The organism is Roseococcus sp. SDR (assembly GCF_019083995.1).
GTDB lineage: Bacteria > Pseudomonadota > Alphaproteobacteria > Acetobacterales > Acetobacteraceae > Roseococcus.
The window spans coordinates 128,277-141,754 of sequence record NZ_JAHRCU010000010.1 but is presented as its reverse complement, the minus strand read 5'-3'; the positions used below and the strand labels follow the sequence as shown (position 1 = coordinate 141,754).

Below are 13,478 nucleotides of genomic sequence, written 5' to 3'. Positions count from 1 at the left end.
CCGCCCGGGTTGGAACAGGGGGGCCTCAGGCGCCGAGCGTCGTGCCCGGACCGGCCCAGGCCAGGGAGGCCCAGGCGTGTGGGGCGTCGCCCCGGCGGCGGGCGGCGCGCACCTCCTCCCGGCGCCGCTTGTCCATCCAGATCAGGACCAGGGGCGCCACGGCGAGGGCGAGGAGAAACAGCATCAGCCGCGCGCCGGTCGGGTCGAGGAGGAGGTGCATCGCCGCCTCCCCTTACCGGTGGCCGTCGCGGGTGCGCGCGTCCTGCCGCAGGATCGCGCCCGTGGTCGCATCCACGTCGAGGCGGAGGCGCTGGCCCTGGGCGTTCATCGCCTTCACCTCGAAGCGGTCGTTCTTCCGCTCCATCTCCTGGATCTGGAAGCCCTGGCCTTCCAGGCGGGCGGCGATGTCGGCGAAGCGCGTCGTGGTGGCGGCGGGTTGCGCGGCCAGCGGGCCGGCTGCGATGCTGGTGGCGAGGGCGGCGAGGAGGAGCGTCTTGCGCATGGGGGTCGGTCTTTCCGTCTGTCACCCCGCCGGCCGATCCAGCGGGTGTGGGAGGATGTGTAGCGAGGCCCCCCTGACGGGCCGCCGCGCCCCGCCGTCAGGATTCCGTCAGCGGGCGCGCGGTAGGGAAGGCAGGTGATGTTCCGCCGCACCCTGCTGGCCCTGCCGCTGCTCGCCCCTGCCCTGCCCGCCCGCGCGAATGACCGCCGGCGCCGCGAGGAGCAGGAGCGCGTGCGCCGCGCCATCGCCGAGGGGCGCATCCTGCCGCTCTCCGAGATCCTCGCCATGCTGCGCCCGCAGCTGGGCGGCGAGGTGATCGGCGTGGAGCTGGACGAGGAGGACGGGCGCTTCGTCTATGAGATCAAGGTGCTGATGCGCGGCGGGCGGCGGCGCGAATTCGAGGTGGATGCCGCGACGGGCCGCATCCTGAAGGTGGATGACTGATGCGCGTCCTGCTGGCCGAGGATGACCCGCGAATCGCCGCCCATGTCCAGCGCGCGCTGGAGGCGGCGGGCTATCGCGTGGAGGTGGTGGGCGATGGTGAGGAGGCACTGTTCCGCGGCGAGACGGAGGACTACACGCTGGCGGTGCTCGACCTCGGCCTGCCGCGCATGGATGGCCTCGCCGTGCTGAAGCGTTGGCGCAGCGCGGGGCGGCACATGCCCGTGCTGGTGCTGACGGCGCGCGGCGCCTGGTCCGAGCGCGTCGAGGGCATTGATGCAGGTGCCGATGACTACCTGCCCAAGCCCTTCCGCATCGAGGAATTGCTGGCGCGTGTGCGGGCTTTGCTGCGGCGCGCGGCGGGACTGGGTTCGCCGGTGATCGAGGCCGGACGGCTCACCCTCGACACGCGGCTGAAGGAAGTGCGGCTGGATGGGATTCCCGTGGCGCTCTCCGCGCTGGAATGGCGCTTCCTGAGCCTGCTGGCGCATCGGCCCGGTGAAGCCGTTTCGGTCGGCACCATCGTCGAGCAGCTCTATGGCGATGACGACGCGCGCGATGCGAATGCCGTCGAGGCGCTGGTGCTGCGGCTGCGGCGCAAGCTGGGGGGCGAGGTGATCGAGACACGGCGCGGCCTGGGCTACGCGCTCGCCACGACGCCCGCTTGACGAGCTGGGCGCGCTCACTGCGGCTTCGGCTGCTGCTGGCGGGGCTGGTGGCGGCGGGGCTGATGCTGGCCGCCGCGATGGCCGGCCTTTCGCTCCTGTTCGAGCGGCATGCGGAGCGGCAATTGGCGCGGGAACTCTCCGCCCTCGCCGAAGGGATCGCGGCGCAGATCGACCGGCCGGCCGGGGGCGACTGGGCGCTCAGCGCACCGCCGGGCGACCCGCGCTATGACCGGCCGCTCTCGGGCTTCTACTGGCAGGTCTCGCGCGCCGCGGGCGGGCCGCCGCTGCTGCAATCGCGCTCGCTCTGGGATGCGACTCTGACGGCGCCCGCGGGCGCGCCGACGGATGAGACGCTGTTTCCCCTGGCCGGGCCGGGCGGGGAGGCGCTGCTGGCGCTCAGCCTGCCGGTGACGATGCCGGCGCGGCTGGGCGGCGAGCGGCTGGTGGTGCTGGCAGCGCGCGACGCGGCGGAACTGCGCGAGGCGGCGGCGAATTTCCGGCGCGACCTGCTGCCCTTCCTCGGCGTGATTGCACTCGCCCTGCTGGCGGCCTTCGCGGCGCAGGTGGCGGTGGGGCTGGCGCCGCTGCGCCGGATGCGGGCGCGGCTCATCGCCATCGGCTCGGGCCGGGCGGCGCGGCTGGGCGAGGAGGGATTCCCGAGCGAGATCCTGCCGCTGGCGCGCGAGCTGGACGGGCTGCTGGCACAGCGCGAGCGCGACATCGCCGCCGCGCGGGCGCGCGCGGGAGATCTCGCGCATGGGCTCAAGACGCCGATCCAGGTCCTGCTGGCCGAGGCCGAGCGCCTGGAATGGCCGATGACGGAGGAGGAGCGGCGCGAGACGGCAACGGCCGTCGGTGAGGCCACGGAAGCGATGCGCCGCCATGTGGAACGAGAGCTCTCCCGAGCGCGGCGGGCGCTCCGCGGCAGGGCGGATCGTGCCGATCCTGTCCGCGTGGCGCGGCGGCTGGTGGCGGTTCTGGCGCGCACCGAAGCGGGCGCGCGGCTGGATTGGGCGGTGGAGGGCGCGGAGGGGAGTGAGGCCGCGATCCATGAGGATGACCTGGCCGAGGCGCTGGGCGCCGTGATGGAGAACGCCGCGCGATTCGCGCGGGAGAGCGTGCGCGTGACGATCACGCGCGATGGCCCGGGCGTTGCGATCACCGTGACCGATGACGGGCCGGGCCTACCGCCCGAGAGCCATGCCGAGGCGCTTCGCCGCGGCGGGCGGCTGGACGAGGCGGGGCCGGGCACGGGGCTCGGCCTCGCCATCGCGCGGGAGATCCTGGAGGAAGTGGGCGGCGCGCTCGGCCTGGGGCCGACCGCGCCAGGGGCGATGACGGTGACGCTGCGTCTGCCCGCCGGCTAACCGGCGACGTTGCCCGCCGCGTAGAGCGCCATGCGCCGCGCCGCCTTCTCGGTCAGCCCGCCCGAGAAATCCAGGCCATGCGGCGGCAGGTCGCCATCGCGGTGGCAGGCGACACCATCGGTCAATGCGGGTTCCTCGACCTTGCAGCGTTCGATGGCGAAGGGGCAGCGCGTGTGGAAGCGGCAGCCCGAGGGCGGGTTGAGCGGGCTCGGCAGATCACCGCCAAGCGGCTGCACCTTGCCGCGCCGCGACGGGTCCGGATGCGGGATCGCGGCCAGCAAGGCGCGCGTATAGGGGTGGCGCGGATGGGCGAAGAGCTCCCGCTTCTCCGCGATCTCCACGATGCGGCCGAGATACATGACGGCGATGCGGTCGGCCACATGCTTCACCACCGCCAGGTCATGCGCGATGAAGAGGTAGGAGAGGCCGAGGCGCTGCTGCAGGTCGCGCAGCAGATTGACCACCTGCGCCTGGATGGAGACATCGAGCGCGCTGACCGGCTCGTCGCAGACCACGAGGTCGGGCTCGGTGGACAGCGCCCGGGCGATGCCGATGCGCTGCCGCTGGCCGCCCGAGAATTCATGCGCGAAGCGGGCGGCCTGGTAGGGCGCGAGGCCGACCAGGCGCAGCAGCTCATCCACCCGCGCGCGGCGCGACGCGGGATCGCCGATGCCATGGACTTCCAGGGGCTCCATGATGGTCTGGCCAACCGTGAGGCGCGGATTGAGCGAGGCGTAGGGATCCTGGAAGACGATCTGCGCGCGGCGGCGGAAGGCCTTGAGCGTCGGACCCTCCAGCTTCGTGATGTCGGTGCCCTCGAAGCGGACGCTGCCCTGGCTCGGCTCGATGAGGCGCAACACCAGGCGCGCGGTGGTGGATTTGCCGCAGCCGCTCTCGCCCACCAGCGCCAGCGTCTCGCCGCGGCGGAGCGTGAAGGAGACGCCATCCACGGCGCGGACGCGGCCGATCTCCTTGGCAAGGATCAGCCCGCTCCGGACGGGGTAGTGCTTGGCGAGGTTCTCGACCTCGAGCAGGGCGCCGCCATCGGCGGAACGGTTCACGCCGCTCATGCCAGCGCCTCCTCGACGGGCGCGCGCAGGCAGGCGGCCTCATGCCCCATGCCGATGGCGCGGAGTGCGGGGATTTCGGCACGGCAGGCCTCCACCGCAAAGGGACAGCGCGGCGCGAAGCGGCAGCCGGGCGGCAGGGCGAAGGGCGGCGGCACGGCACCCTGGATGGCGAGAAGCCGCTCGCGATCCTCATCGAGCCGCGGGATGGAGCCGAGAAGGCCCAGCGTATAGGGGTGCTGCGGGTCCTCGAAGAGGTCACGCGCGCTGGTGCGCTCCACCACGCGGCCGGCATACATCACGGCCACGTCATCGGCCATTTCCGCGATCACGCCGAGGTCATGGGTGATGAGGATGATGGCCATCCCCGTCTCGGCCTGGAGGTCGCGCAGCAGATCCAGGATCTGCGCCTGGACCGTCACGTCCAGCGCCGTGGTCGGCTCGTCCGCGATGAGCAGGCGGGGCGAGCAGGCGAGCGCCATCGCGATCATCACGCGCTGGCGCATGCCGCCCGAGAGCTGGTGCGGGTATTCGTCGAAGCGCCGCTCCGGCGAGGGAATGCGGACGCGGGCGAGCGCCGCGATCCCACGCTCGCGCAGTTCGGCCTTGCTGGCATGCGGTTCATGCGCGCGGATGCCCTCGGTGATCTGGAAGCCCACCGTGTGCACCGGGTTCAGCGAGGTCATCGGCTCCTGGAAGATCATGCCGATGTCGCGGCCGCGCACGCCGCGCATCTCGGCATTGGAGAGGCCGGCGAGGTCCCTGCCCTCCAGCAGCACGCGGCCCGAGGCGATCCGCCCCGGATGCGCCACAAGCCGCATGATGGAGAGGGAGAGCACGGATTTCCCGCAGCCGCTCTCGCCCACGATGCCCAGCGTGCGGCCGCGCGGCACCTCGAGCGAGACGCCATCCACCGCCGCGACATCCCCGCCCGAGGTGCGGAAGACGGTGCGGAGGTTCTCGATCTGCAGGAGTGGTCCGTTCATGCTCCCATCACAGCCACTTGAAGGTGGGGGCCGCGATCTTGTCCACCGGCCGATGCGCCCAGTCCTGCTGCGGCGCGCGGGCCACGATGCGCTTCTGTGCCTCGCTCAGGTTCAGGGCGGCCTGCTTGAAGTCCATGGTCAGCACCTGGCCATCGCCGACCACCTTGATGCCATCCACATAGACATCGCGCACGGCACGGTCGCCCGCCGCATAGATCAGCGCACGGACCGGGTCGTGATTGGGCTGCATGCGCGGATGCGTGGCATCCACCAGCACGAAATCCGCCCGGCAGCCGGCCGCGAGGCGGCCGATGTCGTTGCGGCCCAGCGCCCGCGCGCCGCCGATGGTGGCGGCGTCGAAGACATCGGTCGTGGTCATGGTGCGCGGGTCATTGGCCTGGGTGCGGGCGAGGTAGGCGACGAGCCGCATCTCATCGAGGATATTGTGCGGATAAGTGTCCGTCCCCACGCCGAGATTCACGCCGCGCCGCTTGTAGCGCCCGAAATCCTTGAGCGTGATGCCGCGCCGGGCGAAGACCGTCGGGCAATGCGCCACGGTGGTGCCGGTATCGGCCAGGATGTCGAGGTCGCGCCTGGTGTGCCAGGGCGTGCTCGGGTGGTCATCCAGGAAGATGCCGTGGCCGATCACCGCGCGCTCATCCAAGAGGCCCATCTCGTGCAGCCACTGGATGGGCGTGAAGCCGTGGCGGCGCGTGATCTCGTGGAACTCGACGACCGATTGCGCCGCGTGGATCTGCCAGGAGAGGCCACGCGCCTTGGCCTCGGCCCGGCTGTCGCGCAGCAGCTCGGGCGCGCAGGTGTCGATCTGCGCCGGGCAGGCCATGCCGAAGAGGCGCCCTGACGGGTGCTGCTCGGCGCGCTGGATGAGGGCGAAGGCCTCCTCCATCGCCTTCACGCCGGCCGCCTCGTCCCACTCATATTCGACGACATGGCCGTTCTTGGTGAACCAGCGGGCCGATTTGAACATGGGCGCGATGCAGACGCGCATCCCCGCCTCGGCCAGCAGGTCGAGCCAGCCGGGATGGGCCATGGAAAGGTCGGCCAGCGTGGTGACGCCACTCAGCAGCAATTCGGACAGCGCCACGCGCACGCAATCCGGGATGGCTTCCGCATCGGAGCGGAAGATCGGCATGAACTCGTAGAGCGAGGAGTTGTAGAGGCCGGGGGAGCCGATCTCGTCGATCAGCCCCTTGTTCATCGGCTCGCTGGTCGGGTGCGAGTGGATGTTGACCAGACCGGGCATGACCATGAGGCCGCTGCCCGAAATCTCCACATCCGCCGTGCCCTCATAGCCGCGGCCGACGAAGCGCAGCACGCCATCCTCGAAGGCGACATCGCCGCCGGGGAGGTAGGCGTGGCGCTTCTCGCCCTCATCCCAGGCGACGACGAGATCGGCGTTCTTGATGAGCGTGATGGTCATGTTTCAGCGCACCCTCAGATCCAGGCCCTTGTAGATGCCGATGCCGTAGAGGCCATGCGCCCGGGCGCCGGTGACGCGCTGGTTGGCGAAGACCACCATCTGGCTGCGCGCGAGCGTGAGCCAGGGCGCTTCCTGGGCCAGCTGCCGCTGGACATTGGCGGCGAGGCGCGCGCGCTCGGCCGGGTCGATGGCGCGGCGCGCACCTTCCAGCCAGGCGTCGGTCTCGGGGTTGTTCCAGTTCATCCGGTTCGGCGTCGGCCGGTTGCGGCTCGGCCAGTAGAGGTTCAGCGCATCCGTCGCGGAGAGGTACGGGTAGCTCAGGAAGAAGGCGTCGAACTCCTGCGTGGCCAGCCGCCCCCAGGCGACCGTCGCGTCGAAGAGCTGCACGCGCATCTCGATGCCGACCTGCCGCAGCGCCTGCTGGATGATCTCGCCCGAGCGCTGGTTGGCCAGCGTGTTGATGCCATAGAGCAGGAAGGTGGCGCGCTGGCCGTCCTTCACGCGGATGCCGTCGCTGCCCATGCGCCAGCCGGCCTCATCCAGCGTGCGGCGGGCGGCGGCCTGGTCGAAGGCGGGGACCATGGCATCCGACTGCGCGTCATAATCCGGCGCGCGGGGGTTGATGATGTTGCGCGCGACTTCCGCATGGCCGGACCAGACGGCGCGGACCAGGCCCTCGCGGTTGACCGCCTGATGCACGGCGCGGCGGATGGCGACGTCGCTCACCACGGGCTTGTCCACCTTGAAGCCCATGAAGAAGTCCCAGAAGTAGTTGGGCTGCTGCGAGGTGGTGACGGTTGGCACGCGGCGGATCGCGTCCCAGAAGGCCTCGGGGATGTAGTTCGTCACATCCGCCTGGCCGGCCTGGAGTGCCGCGACGCGGGCCGCGGCCTCCGGGATCACGCGCCAGACGATGCGCTCGACATGGGCGGGGCCACGGTTCTCGAGGGCGGGCGGGCCCCAGCGGTAGTTGGGGTGGCGCGTCAGCACCATCTCGTTGCGCGGCGTCCAGTTGCCCCAGCAATAGGGGCCCGTGCCATTGAAGCCCTGCACGCCGAAATTGTCGCCGAGCCGCTCGACCGTCGCGGGATCGATGGCGGAGCCGAAGAAGAGGGTGAGCTGGGAGAGCAGCTCGCCGAAGGGCTCGTTCAGCTCATAGACCAGCGTGTGAGGGCCCGTCGCGCGGATCTCCTTCACATTGCCGGCGCGCCAGGCGACGGGGGAGGCCACGCGCGGCGTGGTGCGGCCGATCCAGCGGTTCAGGCTGAAGGCCATGTCCTCGGCCGTGAAGGGCTTGCCGTCGCAGAAGGTGACGTCGGTGCGCAGGTGGAAGGTGTAGGTCAGGCCATCGGGCGAGACCTCCCAGCGCTGCGCGAGGCCCGGCTGGATGGTGCGCATGTCGAAATCCATGCTGACCAGCGTGTCGCTGAGCATGGTCAGCACCTCGCCCGCCGCCAGCGCGGTGGAGCGGTGCGGATCGTAGCGGTCGCTGTCGATCTCGCGCATGATCGTGATCTGGTTGCGTGGCTGGGTCTGGGCCTCAGCCGTCACCGCGAGGCCGAGGGCGGCGAGGCCGCCCAGCGCCGCGCGCTTCCAAAGATTGCGCATGCTTGTCACTCCCTTGTTCAGATGCGAAGCCGGGGGTCGAGCGCGTCGCGCAGCGCATCCCCCAGCAGGTTGAAGGCGAGCACGATCACGAAGATCCCGACGGAGGGGATCACGCTGATATGCGGCGCGATGAAGAGGAAGTTGCGGCCCTGCGCCGCCATGGCCCCCAGCTCCGCCATGGGCGGCTGCGCGCCAAGGCCGAGGAAGGACAAGGCCGAGCCCAGCAGGATCACCTGCCCGAGCCGGAGCGTGGAGAAGACGAAGATGGCGGAGAGGCAATTGGGTGCCAGGTGCCGCAGGATGAGCCGCGTATCGCTCATGCCGATGGCGCGCGCCGCTTCGATGTAGTCGAGGCCCATGACGACGAGGGCGGAGCTGCGCACGATGCGCGCCATGAGCGGAACGGTCGCGATGGCGAGCGCGATGATGACGGAGGTCAGCCCCGGGCCGAAGATGGCGGCGAGTGCCAGGCCGAAGAGGATGGCCGGAAAGCTCAGCAGCATGTCCATGAAGCGCATGAGCAGCCCATCCACCCGCTTGTAGAAGGCGGCGAGGAAGCCGATCAGCGCGCCGATCACGCCGCCCGCGATGAGCGAGGCGAGACCCATGCCGAGTGTGATGCGCAGCCCGTAGAGCATGCGGGAGAAGATGTCGCGCCCCTGCCCGTCCGTCCCGAACCAGTATTCGGCCGAAGGCGGCTGCATGATCGCCATGAGATCCGTCTCGAACGGGTCGCGCGGGGCGAGCCAGGGGGCGAGGACGGCGGCGGCGATGATGAGCAGGACGAAGACGAGGCTGATGGCGCCGCCCGTGTCGCGCATCAGCATGCGCAGCGGCGTGGGGCGACGCGGAGCTTCGGGCGTGGCGGTGGCCGTGGTGGCGCTCATGACTGCCGCCCCCTCATGACTGCCGCACTCTGGGGTCGAGCACCGCGTAGAGCAGGTCCACCGTCAGATTGATCAGGATGAAGCCGGCGGAGAGCACGATGATGGTGCCCTGCGCCATCGGGAAATCCGCCGAAAGGATGGCACCCACCGCAAGCCGCCCCACGCCGGGCCAGGAGAAGATGGTCTCCGTCACCACCGCGCCGCCCAGCAGGAAGCCGATCTGCAGGCCGATCAGGGTGACGACCGGGATGAGCGCGTTGCGCAGCGCGTGGCGCAGCACGACGAGGTGCTCGGAGAGACCCTTGGCACGGGCGGTGCGGACATGGTCGGCCGAGAGCGTGTCCACCACGGCCGTGCGTGTCATCCGCGCCACGGGGCCGACCAGGACGCCACCCAGCGTGACGGCGGGCAGGATGATCGCGCGGATCCCGTCCATGCTCCACAGCGGCCCGCCGCGCCCGGTGAAGGGCAGCCACTGCCACTGGAAGCCCACGAACCAGATGAGCACGAGCCCCAGGAAGAAGACCGGCACCGAGACGCCGGCCACGCTCACCGCCATGATCGCCTTGTCGAGCAGCGAGCCGCGCCAATAGGCGGCGATGGTGCCGAGGAAAATGCCCGTGGGGATTGACCAGAGCAGCGAGGCGAACATCAGCTCCAGCGTCGGGCCGATGGTGGCCCCCAGTTCCTGCGTCACCGGCACGTTGTTGATGATGGAGACGCCGAGATCCCCCTGCGCGAGGCGGCCGAGATAGATGCCGAACTGCACCCAGATGGGCTCGTCCAGCCCCAGCTCCGTGCGGATGGCGGCGACGACATCGGCCGTCGCCTGCGGGCCGGCGCGCACCGTGGCAGGGTCGGTCGGCACGACCTGCATGAGCAGGAAGCCGATCAGCAAAACGCCGAAGAGCACGGGGATGGCGAGGCCGATGCGGTGGAGGGCATGGCGCAGCATCAGGCGAGTTCCCCCCGCCTGAGTTCATCATGCCGGTCATGGATCGCGATGCCGCCACGCAGCGTCACGTCGCAGCGGACGCCCAGATATTCCTCGGGCGCGAGGGCCGTCACATCCTGGCTGAGGATGGCGATGTCGGCATCCATGCCGGGCTCCAGCGTGCCGCGGGCGCCCTCGGCGAAGCTGCTATAGGCGCCGCACCAGCTGTAGCAATGCAGCGCCTCCTGGATGCTCAGCCGTTCGTCGGCGCCAAGCACTGTCGCGCGGTTGGTCTGGCGGGTCACCATGGTGAAGAGATTGGGCCAGGGCTCGACGGTGGAGACGGGGCTGTCGGAGGAGGCGGAGGGGTGGTGGCCCTCGGTGAGCCAGGTCTTCATCGGATAGGCGGCCTCGGCGCGCGCGCGGCCGAGATTGCGGAGGTAGAGGTCGCCGAACTCGTACATGAAGACGGGCTGCGGCACGGGCAGGATGCCGCGCGCCTTCATCCGCCGGCGCTGGTCGCGCGTCACGAAGCCGCAATGCTCGATGCGGTGGCGGCGCTCGGGGGTCGCGCCGGCTTCTTCCATGCCGGTCAGCACCTGCTCGATCGCGGCATCGCCGATGGCGTGGATATCGAGCTGCCAGCCCTGGTCATGGAACTTCTTGAGCAGCGCGTGGATGGCCTCGGTCGGGAAGGTGAAGACGCCGGTGCCGCCGCCCGCTTCCTTGAGATAGGGGTCGAAGAAGGCGGCGGTGAGCCCGCCCGCGCTGCCATCGGCGAAGACCTTGACCGCACCCCAGCGCAGCGGTGCTTGCGGGTCATCGCCCGGCTTCCAGGGGCGCAGGCCGCCCTCCCAGGCGGCATCGGCGATGCCCTCGGGATTGCCGGCGAGCACGAGCCACATGCGTTGCAGGCAACGGCCCTCACGCGCCGCGCGTTCAAAGGCGGCGATCTCGGCGAGGCCGCCGCTCATGCCCACATTCATGTCGGTGGCGGAAGCGAAGCCGAGCGAGGCCAGGCGCTGGCCCGCGGCCTCGATCGCGTTCACCATCCGCGTCTCGTCGGGGGCGGGCATGGCGGCCTTGATGAGGCTGAGCGCGCGTTCCTGGATCAGGCCCGTGAGCGCGCCATTGCGCCGCTCGATCACGCCGCCCTCGGGATCGGGCGTGTTGTGGCCGATGCCGGCGGCGCGCAGGGCCGCGCTGTTCGCGACCCCCATATGGCCGCAGGTCCGCATGATGAGCAGCGGGTGGTCGGGCACCGCGGCGTCGAGCTCGCTGACCGTCGGGTGGCGGCCGATGTCGAGCGCGCCGTGATCATAGCCCCAGCCCATCACCCATTGGCCCTTGGGGGTGGCTTGCGCCGCCTCGCGCAGGCGGCGGCGGGCTTCCTCCAGCGTGCGGACCTCCTCGGCGCGGAGATTCACCATGGAGAGGCCGAGCCCGAAGGGCAGCAGGTGCATATGCGCTTCGTGGAAGGCGGGAATCGCAAGCCGGCCATCAAGGGCCACACGCCGCGTATCCGGCCCGGCCAGCTCCTCGATCTCGGCGGCGCTGCCGACCGCCATCACCTTCCCGCCGGACACCGCCAATGCCTCGGCCATGCCGGAGTGGAGGCTGCGGAAAACGCCGCCGCCCGTGAAGATGATGTCCGCGCTCAACCCGGCCCTCTTTCGTGATCAGATTTTCATGCTCCCTTGGCCTTGCCATCGCGTCAACCGCACAGGCAGCCCTTTCGCGAGGTGCATCGCCCGTGCAACCCTCTGATTGCAGCAAGGAGGACACCACATGCCGAAGCCTTGGGCAGCGCCATGAACGACCGCATCTTCGCGCCCGGATTCCAGGCCAAGCCCTTCTGGTGGGAGGCGGCCGAGCCGCCCTCGCGCGACAATGCGCTGCCGGAACGCTCCCGCGTCGCCATCGTGGGCGGCGGCTATACGGGGCTTTCCGCCGCACTCACGCTGCGGCGCCTGGGCCATGAGGTCACGGTGCTGGACGCCGAGCGCATCGGCTGGGGCGCCTCCTCGCGCAATGGCGGCATGGTCTCGGGCGGGCTGAAGGTGGCGCGCGGGCCGCTCACCAAGAATTTCGGCGAGGAGCGCGCGGCGGAGATCGCGCGCGCCTGCGGCGCGAGCTTCCCCTTCATCGAGGAACTCATCGCGCGCGAGGGGCTCGATTGCGACTATGTGCGCTCAGGCCGTTTCGTCGGCGCCTATACGCCGAAGCACCTCGCCACACTCGCCGGCAATCGCGCGCGGATCGAGGAGATCAGCGGCGATGCGGCCACGATGATCGACAAGGCCGGCGTGCGCGGCTTCGTCGCGACCGATCATTACTATGGCGGCCTGCATGCGGCGGGCGCGGGCAGCCTGCATCCCGGCAAATATGCGCGCAGCCTGGCCGCCGCCGCCGAGCGGCTGGGTGCCCATCTGGTGGACCAGGTCCGGGTGACGGAGACGGTGAAGGAAGCGGGCGGCTTCCGCCTGGTCACCACGCGCGGCGAGATGCGGGCCGATGCGGTGCTGATGGCGACCAACGGCTATAGCCGCGGCGGGCCCATGCCCTGGCTGACCAAGCGCCTCATGCCCATCGGCAGCTACATCATCGCGACCGAGGAGCTGGGCGAGGAGCGGATCAACAGGATCTTCCCGCATCGGCACATGATCAGCGACACCAAGCGCGTGCTGAACTACTACCGTCCCTCGCCGGACGGGAAGCGCATCCTCTGGGGCGGGCGGGCGAGCTTCGGGCCCGGCACGCCGGAAGAGGCCGCGCCCACGCTCTACGCGATGATGCTGGAGGTGCTGCCCGAATTGAAGGATGTGCGCATCACGCACGCCTGGACGGGCAATGTCGCCTTCACCTTCGACTACCTGCCGCATCTGGGCGTCGAGGACGGCGTGCATTACGCCGCCGGCTGCCAGGGCAGCGGGGTCGCGATGGCGAGCTGGATGGGCCACAATGCCGCGTTGAAGATCGCGGGCGCGGCCAATGAGGGCTTCGCGCTGGACAGCCTGCATTTCCCGACGCGCGCCTTCTATGACGGCAATCCCGATTGGTTCCTGCCCATCGTCGGCGGCTGGTATCGGCTGCGGGACCGCGTGGACCGCGTGCTGGCGTGATGGAGATCATCCGTGTGGGCGGGCTGGAGCTGCGCTTCTTGGCCGACAAGCGCAGCACAGGCGGTAGCCTCGACATGTTCGAGCTGATCGTGCCCGCCGGCGCGCGCGTGCCCATCCCGCATTACCACGAGGCCTGGGAGGAGACGGTCTATGGCCTCTCGGGCGAGATGACCTGGACGGTGGACGGGATGGAGATCAACGCCCGCCCGGGCGATTGCGTCTTCATCCCGCGCGGTGCGGTGCATCACTTCGCCAATCGCGGCAGCGAGACGGCCAAGGCCCTTTCCGTGCTGACGCCGGGCGTGCTGGGGCCTGAGTATTTCCGCGAGATGGCCGCCGTCATCAATGCGGGCGGGCCGCCTGATCCGGCGCGCCTGGCGGAGATCATGCGGCGCCACGGCCTGGTGCCGGCGCCGGGCTGAGGGCGCTTGCAACGCCGCGCTGAATCCCGCAGG

14 protein-coding genes are annotated in these 13,478 nt (G+C 70.4%); 5 read left to right on the top strand and 9 right to left on the bottom strand.

The features are described 5' to 3' along the window. Positions 1–25 precede the first annotated feature (25 nt). Both KTR66_RS13305 and KTR66_RS13300 read right to left on the bottom strand, forming a co-directional pair. Positions 26–220: a hypothetical protein gene (locus KTR66_RS13305; protein ID WP_213613104.1), complete on the bottom strand. Its 195-nt coding sequence runs from the start codon at positions 218–220 to the stop codon at positions 26–28. A gap of 12 nt (positions 221–232) precedes the next feature. Beyond that, a complete protein-coding gene (locus KTR66_RS13300; protein WP_213613102.1) occupies positions 233–502 on the bottom strand; it encodes a PepSY domain-containing protein in 270 nt (89 codons plus the stop codon). Between the two features lie 138 nt (positions 503–640). Between KTR66_RS13300 and KTR66_RS13295 the strand changes: the two genes are divergently transcribed. The 3 genes from KTR66_RS13295 to KTR66_RS13285 are packed head-to-tail and all read left to right on the top strand — an operon-like array spanning position 641 to position 2,978. Further along, entirely contained in the window at positions 641–946 is a 306-nt protein-coding gene (locus KTR66_RS13295; protein WP_213613100.1) for a PepSY domain-containing protein, read from the top strand. After that, positions 946–1,611: a response regulator transcription factor gene (locus KTR66_RS13290; RefSeq protein WP_213613098.1), complete on the top strand. Its 666-nt coding sequence runs from the start codon at positions 946–948 to the stop codon at positions 1,609–1,611. Before KTR66_RS13295 ends, KTR66_RS13290 begins: the two co-directional genes overlap by 1 nt. After that, positions 1,608–2,978, top strand: coding sequence for a HAMP domain-containing sensor histidine kinase (locus KTR66_RS13285; RefSeq protein ID WP_213613096.1), 1,371 nt, complete (start codon positions 1,608–1,610; stop codon positions 2,976–2,978). The genes KTR66_RS13290 and KTR66_RS13285 overlap by 4 nt, the downstream gene beginning before the upstream one ends. On the opposite strand, the gene KTR66_RS13280 is transcribed toward KTR66_RS13285, so the two are convergent. Genes KTR66_RS13280 through KTR66_RS13250 form a run of 7 tightly spaced genes read right to left on the bottom strand, consistent with a single transcriptional unit; the run spans position 2,975 to position 11,562 of the window. Beyond that, complete coding sequence (locus tag KTR66_RS13280; protein ID WP_213613088.1) at positions 2,975–4,048, bottom strand: ABC transporter ATP-binding protein; 1,074 nt, start codon at positions 4,046–4,048, stop codon at positions 2,975–2,977. The two genes, KTR66_RS13285 and KTR66_RS13280, sit on opposite strands and share 4 nt — an antisense overlap. Beyond that, positions 4,045–5,031: an ABC transporter ATP-binding protein gene (locus KTR66_RS13275; protein ID WP_213613087.1), complete on the bottom strand. Its 987-nt coding sequence runs from the start codon at positions 5,029–5,031 to the stop codon at positions 4,045–4,047. The genes KTR66_RS13280 and KTR66_RS13275 overlap by 4 nt, the downstream gene beginning before the upstream one ends. A 7-nt stretch (positions 5,032–5,038) precedes the next feature. Further along, positions 5,039–6,472, bottom strand: a complete 1,434-nt coding sequence (locus KTR66_RS13270; protein WP_213613086.1) for an amidohydrolase family protein — start codon at positions 6,470–6,472, stop codon at positions 5,039–5,041. A 3-nt stretch (positions 6,473–6,475) separates the two neighbouring features. Then, entirely contained in the window at positions 6,476–8,080 is a 1,605-nt protein-coding gene (locus KTR66_RS13265) for an ABC transporter substrate-binding protein (protein WP_213613085.1), read from the bottom strand. Between the two features lie 17 nt (positions 8,081–8,097). Then, complete coding sequence (locus KTR66_RS13260; RefSeq protein WP_213613084.1) at positions 8,098–8,967, bottom strand: ABC transporter permease; 870 nt, start codon at positions 8,965–8,967, stop codon at positions 8,098–8,100. A gap of 13 nt (positions 8,968–8,980) precedes the next feature. Beyond that, entirely contained in the window at positions 8,981–9,922 is a 942-nt protein-coding gene (locus tag KTR66_RS13255; protein ID WP_213613083.1) for an ABC transporter permease, read from the bottom strand. After that, positions 9,922–11,562 carry an amidohydrolase gene (locus KTR66_RS13250; protein ID WP_213613082.1) on the bottom strand — a complete coding sequence of 547 codons (1,641 nt, stop codon included), beginning with the start codon at positions 11,560–11,562 and terminating at the stop codon, positions 9,922–9,924. Before KTR66_RS13250 ends, KTR66_RS13255 begins: the two co-directional genes overlap by 1 nt. A gap of 150 nt (positions 11,563–11,712) precedes the next feature. Here KTR66_RS13250 and KTR66_RS13245 point away from each other — a divergent pair, with 150 nt between their 5' ends. Then, positions 11,713–13,023, top strand: a complete 1,311-nt coding sequence (locus KTR66_RS13245; RefSeq protein WP_213613081.1) for an FAD-binding oxidoreductase — start codon at positions 11,713–11,715, stop codon at positions 13,021–13,023. After that, complete coding sequence (locus KTR66_RS13240; protein ID WP_249732094.1) at positions 13,023–13,445, top strand: cupin domain-containing protein; 423 nt, start codon at positions 13,023–13,025, stop codon at positions 13,443–13,445. Before KTR66_RS13245 ends, KTR66_RS13240 begins: the two co-directional genes overlap by 1 nt. The last annotated feature ends 33 nt before the right edge of the window (positions 13,446–13,478 follow it).

Excerpts from the sequence above, each read along its gene's own strand:
- KTR66_RS13290 (WP_213613098.1), top strand. The coding sequence starts at position 946 with ATGCGCGTCCTGCTGGCCGAGGATGACCCGCGAATCGCCGCCCATGTC.
- KTR66_RS13240 (WP_249732094.1), top strand. The coding sequence starts at position 13,023 with ATGGAGATCATCCGTGTGGGCGGGCTGGAGCTGCGCTTCTTGGCCGAC.
- KTR66_RS13280 (WP_213613088.1), bottom strand. The coding sequence starts at position 4,048 with ATGAGCGGCGTGAACCGTTCCGCCGATGGCGGCGCCCTGCTCGAGGTC.
- KTR66_RS13245 (WP_213613081.1), top strand. The coding sequence starts at position 11,713 with ATGAACGACCGCATCTTCGCGCCCGGATTCCAGGCCAAGCCCTTCTGG.
- KTR66_RS13270 (WP_213613086.1), bottom strand. The coding sequence starts at position 6,472 with ATGACCATCACGCTCATCAAGAACGCCGATCTCGTCGTCGCCTGGGAT.
- KTR66_RS13265 (WP_213613085.1), bottom strand. The coding sequence starts at position 8,080 with ATGCGCAATCTTTGGAAGCGCGCGGCGCTGGGCGGCCTCGCCGCCCTC.
- KTR66_RS13275 (WP_213613087.1), bottom strand. The coding sequence starts at position 5,031 with ATGAACGGACCACTCCTGCAGATCGAGAACCTCCGCACCGTCTTCCGC.
- KTR66_RS13260 (WP_213613084.1), bottom strand. The coding sequence starts at position 8,967 with ATGAGCGCCACCACGGCCACCGCCACGCCCGAAGCTCCGCGTCGCCCC.
- KTR66_RS13255 (WP_213613083.1), bottom strand. The coding sequence starts at position 9,922 with ATGCTGCGCCATGCCCTCCACCGCATCGGCCTCGCCATCCCCGTGCTC.
- KTR66_RS13295 (WP_213613100.1), top strand. The coding sequence starts at position 641 with ATGTTCCGCCGCACCCTGCTGGCCCTGCCGCTGCTCGCCCCTGCCCTG.
- KTR66_RS13300 (WP_213613102.1), bottom strand. The coding sequence starts at position 502 with ATGCGCAAGACGCTCCTCCTCGCCGCCCTCGCCACCAGCATCGCAGCC.
- KTR66_RS13305 (WP_213613104.1), bottom strand. The coding sequence starts at position 220 with ATGCACCTCCTCCTCGACCCGACCGGCGCGCGGCTGATGCTGTTTCTC.